The sequence below is a fragment of the Atopococcus tabaci DSM 17538 genome (assembly GCF_000429585.1).
Taxonomy (GTDB): Bacteria; Bacillota; Bacilli; order Lactobacillales; family Carnobacteriaceae_A; genus Atopococcus; species Atopococcus tabaci.
On record NZ_AUCD01000107.1, the window covers coordinates 1 to 3,790 of the forward strand.

Consider the following 3,790-nt stretch of genomic DNA (forward strand, 5'->3'; position numbering starts at 1 on the left):
CCCTTTCATTTAGTTAAATGAATAGAAACAAATAACCGCATTTATATTAAGGGTCATTTAGAATAAAGGTTACCGAGGAAAACTTGACGCATACACAGTTTGCAGTTATGTGGGATTTTAGCAGGTTTTAGTGTAAAATAGAACAGAACTGGACTAGACTGAGTACAATGAATTTATAGAAAGAAAGAGGAGAAAGACATGTCGATGTTTTTAGATCAAGCGACTGTCAGTGTGAAAGCTGGCGATGGAGGCAACGGAATGGTTGCATTCCGTCGAGAAAAATATGTAGATAAAGGTGGACCGGCTGGTGGAGACGGCGGACGCGGAGGAAATGTTATATTCGTCGTGGACGAAGGGCTCCGTACGTTGTTGGACTTCCGGTACAATCGTCATTTCAAAGCCCCTAGAGGTCAAAACGGAATGCCGAAAGGAATGCATGGAAAAGGTGCACAGGATTTGTTTGTCAAGGTTCCACCTGGAACGACCGTCAAAGACGCTGAAAGCGGGAGAATTTTAGGCGACCTCACAGAACACGGAGAAGAACTGGTGGTGGCCAAAGGAGGCCGTGGCGGACGAGGAAACGTTCGATTTGCGACACCAAGAAACCCAGCCCCTGAAATTGCGGAAAACGGCGAGCCTGGAGAAGAACTGGATGTCATGTTGGAATTGAAAGTATTGGCAGATGTAGGTTTGGTCGGGTTTCCTTCAGTTGGAAAATCAACCCTTCTTTCTGTCGTATCTGCAGCAAAACCAAAAATTGGCGATTACCCATTTACCACGCTCGTTCCCAATTTGGGAATGGTAGAGACGGCAGACGGCCGCAGTTTTGTATTGGCGGACATGCCGGGTCTGATTGAAGGGGCCTCCCAAGGTGTTGGGCTGGGAATTGAGTTTTTGCGCCATATTGAACGGACACGCGTGTTGCTGCATGTCATTGATATGAGTGCTATGGAAGGGAGAGATCCTTTCGAAGATTACCTGACCATCAACAATGAGATGGAAGCTTATGACTTGAAATTGCTGGAACGTCCGCAATTGATTGTTGCAAACAAAATGGACATGCCTGATTCAAAAGAAAATTTGGAGCAGTTCATCGAAGAATACAAGGAAACATACGGTGAAGAGCCGCAAATATTTGAAGTTTCTGCATTGACAAAAGACGGCCTCACCGCTTTATTGACGGCAACGGCTGATTTAGTTGAAACCACACCGGAATTCCCGTTGTACGAAGAAGAGCCGCAAGAGGATTCTGTATTGTATAAATTCGAAAGCAGCAAACCTGACTTTGTTATTACAAAAGATTCAGAAGGCGCTTGGATGCTTACAGGCGAAACGATTGAAAAATTGTTTAAGATGACCAACTTTGATCACGATGAGTCAGCGATGCGGTTCGCTCGTCAGCTCCGCACAATGGGTGTGGACCAAGCATTGCGTGACCGCGGTGCTGAAGATGGGGATGTCGTTCGTCTTGCAGACTTTGACTTTGAATTTGAGTTTGTAGATTAATTTTTCGATACAGGTAAACTTAAGCAGACAAGGATTGAATACAATGAAACTTCTTTTTTTGGGAACAGGTTCAGGGGTCCCCGCCAAACACCGGAATGTGTCCAGCATCGCATTGAAGCTGTTGGATGAACGAAACAGTGTCTGGTTGTTTGACTGCGGGGAATCCACCCAGCAGCAAATTCTTCACACAACACTCAAACCTCGAAAAATCGACAAAATTTTTATCACCCACTTACACGGAGACCATATCTTCGGACTTCCAGGTTTGTTGAGCAGTCGGGCATTCCAAGGCGGAGACACCCCTTTGACGATTTGCGGACCGGTGGGGATCAAACAGTATGTTTTGACCAGCTTGAAATTATCCGGCTCTTATTTAAGATACCCGCTGTATTTCAAAGAAATCAAAGAAGAAGGCGTCGTTTATGAAGACAATCAATTTGTTGTGACGTGTGGTTTATTGAAACACGGGCTCCCTTCATACGGATACCGTGTGAAAGAAAAAGACCATCCCGGCATGTTGCTGGCTGATAAGTTGAAAGAAATGGGTGTTCCATCCGGTCCGCTTTATGGAAAATTGAAACAAGGAAAAACCGTCGAATTAGAAGACGGCCGGGTGTTGAATGGGAGAGACTTCATCGGACCGGCTAAAAAGGGGCGGGTTGTCACCATACTGGGAGATACAATCAAAACGCCAAAAAGCATTGAATTGGCGAAAGATGCGGATGTATTGGTGCACGAGAGCACCTTCAGCGGAGATGAACAGGAAATGGCAAAAGATTACAACCATTCCACTAATATCGATGCAGCGAATACAGCGCGCCAAGCCAATGTGAAAAAGCTGCTTCTAACCCATATCAGCTCCCGCTATGTTGGCAGAGAGGCTGCCAAACTTGAAAAAGAAGCGAGAAAAGTGTTCAAAAATACCCACTTAATGTATGATTTTACTGAGGTGGATGTATTGATGGAAGATCCTCATCATATAGAATACGAGGAGGAGTAAAATGGGAAGGCAGAATCATCTGGAAGGAAAAACAGTCTTTATTACTGGAGCGACTTCTGGAATCGGAGAAGAAGTGGCCTATGAAGCTGCAAAAAATGGTGCGGTAGTCATAGTGAGCGGACGAAGGGAAGAGAAGCTCCAAGAAGTCAAAAGAAGATGCGAGCATTTCTCCAACAAACCTGCATATGCTTTTCCATTGGATGTGACGGATTCCGATCAGATTGAGCAAACCGTCCAACAAGTGACGGCAACGGTCGGCGTGATCGATGTACTGGTGAACAGCGCTGGGTTCGGCGAAACAGGAGAGTTTTTGGAGTCTGATATTCAAGTAGCCCAGGAAATGTTTCAAGTCAATGTCTTGGGATTGATGTACATCACTCAACTGGTCGCCATCCAAATGGCGGAGCAACAATCCGGGCACATCATTTCCATCAGCTCGATGGCCGGAAAAATTGCCACGCCTAAATCCGCCGTATATTCTGCGACGAAACACGCTGTGATTGGTTTCAGCAATGCCTTGCGCTTGGAACTGGCGCCGCTGAATATCGCGGTTACAACCGCAAATCCGGGACCTGTCCGGACAGACTTCCATAATCGGTTTGATCCAGAAGGAAAGTATTTGGAAAGCGTGGATGCGTTTGTTCTTGAACCAAATGAAGTAGCAAAGAAAATCGTCCGGGCGATGGGAACGAAAAAAAGAGAAATCAATCAGCCGTTGGTTCTGGAAGGGGCCTATCGTTTATATACATTGGCTCCTACAGTGGGGGATTTTCTGACTCGGACGGTTTTCAACAAAAAGTAATTTTTTCAAAAAAGAAAGCAGTGCAGCACTGCTTTCTTTTTTTATCTTGCACTTAGTTTTACAAACTAATTGTCCTGGTTATCAAAATAGTGTAAATTGGAAGTACACACATATTGTAAAGAGGTGGGAAGCAATAGAAAATCAACCAGAACTGCGTGAGTGGGCAGAAGAGTTACAGGCATATAGTCTGCCCAGATGGGAAGAACTGCCTGATTTCGAACTGTATCTTGATCAGACATTGAATTTGCTGGACCGTTACCTGTCCGTCTTTAAAAATGACGAGTCGGAAACCTTGGTAACATCCTCTATGGTTCACAACTATGTAAAGTTGAAGTTAATTCCTAAACCTGTGAAAAAAAGATACACACGCAAGCATTTGGCTTATTTGGGTTCTATAATATTTGGTGTTGGTGAATCAAAATGATTCGCTGATACCTTTTTTGTATTTAAAATGCAAAAAGGTCAGTGAACCCCTATAATTA

General features: G+C 44.5%; 4 protein-coding genes. All 4 read left to right on the forward strand.

Going from position 1 to position 3,790, the window contains the following annotated elements; genetic code table 11:
* Positions 1 to 198: 198 nt before the first annotated feature.
* Genes obgE through G470_RS15060 form a run of 4 tightly spaced genes read left to right on the forward strand, consistent with a single transcriptional unit; the run spans position 199 to position 3,732 of the window.
* The gene (obgE, locus tag G470_RS0111345; protein ID WP_035445654.1) at positions 199 to 1,506 is read left to right on the forward strand and encodes a GTPase ObgE; all 1,308 of its coding nucleotides are present in this window, start codon (positions 199 to 201) and stop codon (positions 1,504 to 1,506) included.
* Positions 1,507 to 1,549: 43 nt separating this feature from the next.
* Positions 1,550 to 2,506 (forward strand): ribonuclease Z, encoded by a 957-nt coding sequence (gene rnz / locus G470_RS0111350; RefSeq protein WP_028274894.1) that lies wholly within the window; start codon positions 1,550 to 1,552, stop codon positions 2,504 to 2,506.
* Position 2,507: 1 nt separating this feature from the next.
* Positions 2,508 to 3,308, forward strand: a complete 801-nt coding sequence (locus G470_RS0111355) for an SDR family NAD(P)-dependent oxidoreductase (protein ID WP_028274895.1) — start codon at positions 2,508 to 2,510, stop codon at positions 3,306 to 3,308.
* A 46-nt stretch (positions 3,309 to 3,354) separates the two neighbouring features.
* Entirely contained in the window at positions 3,355 to 3,732 is a 378-nt protein-coding gene (locus G470_RS15060) for a DUF1836 domain-containing protein (RefSeq protein ID WP_051258567.1), read from the forward strand.
* Positions 3,733 to 3,790: the final 58 nt, after the last annotated feature.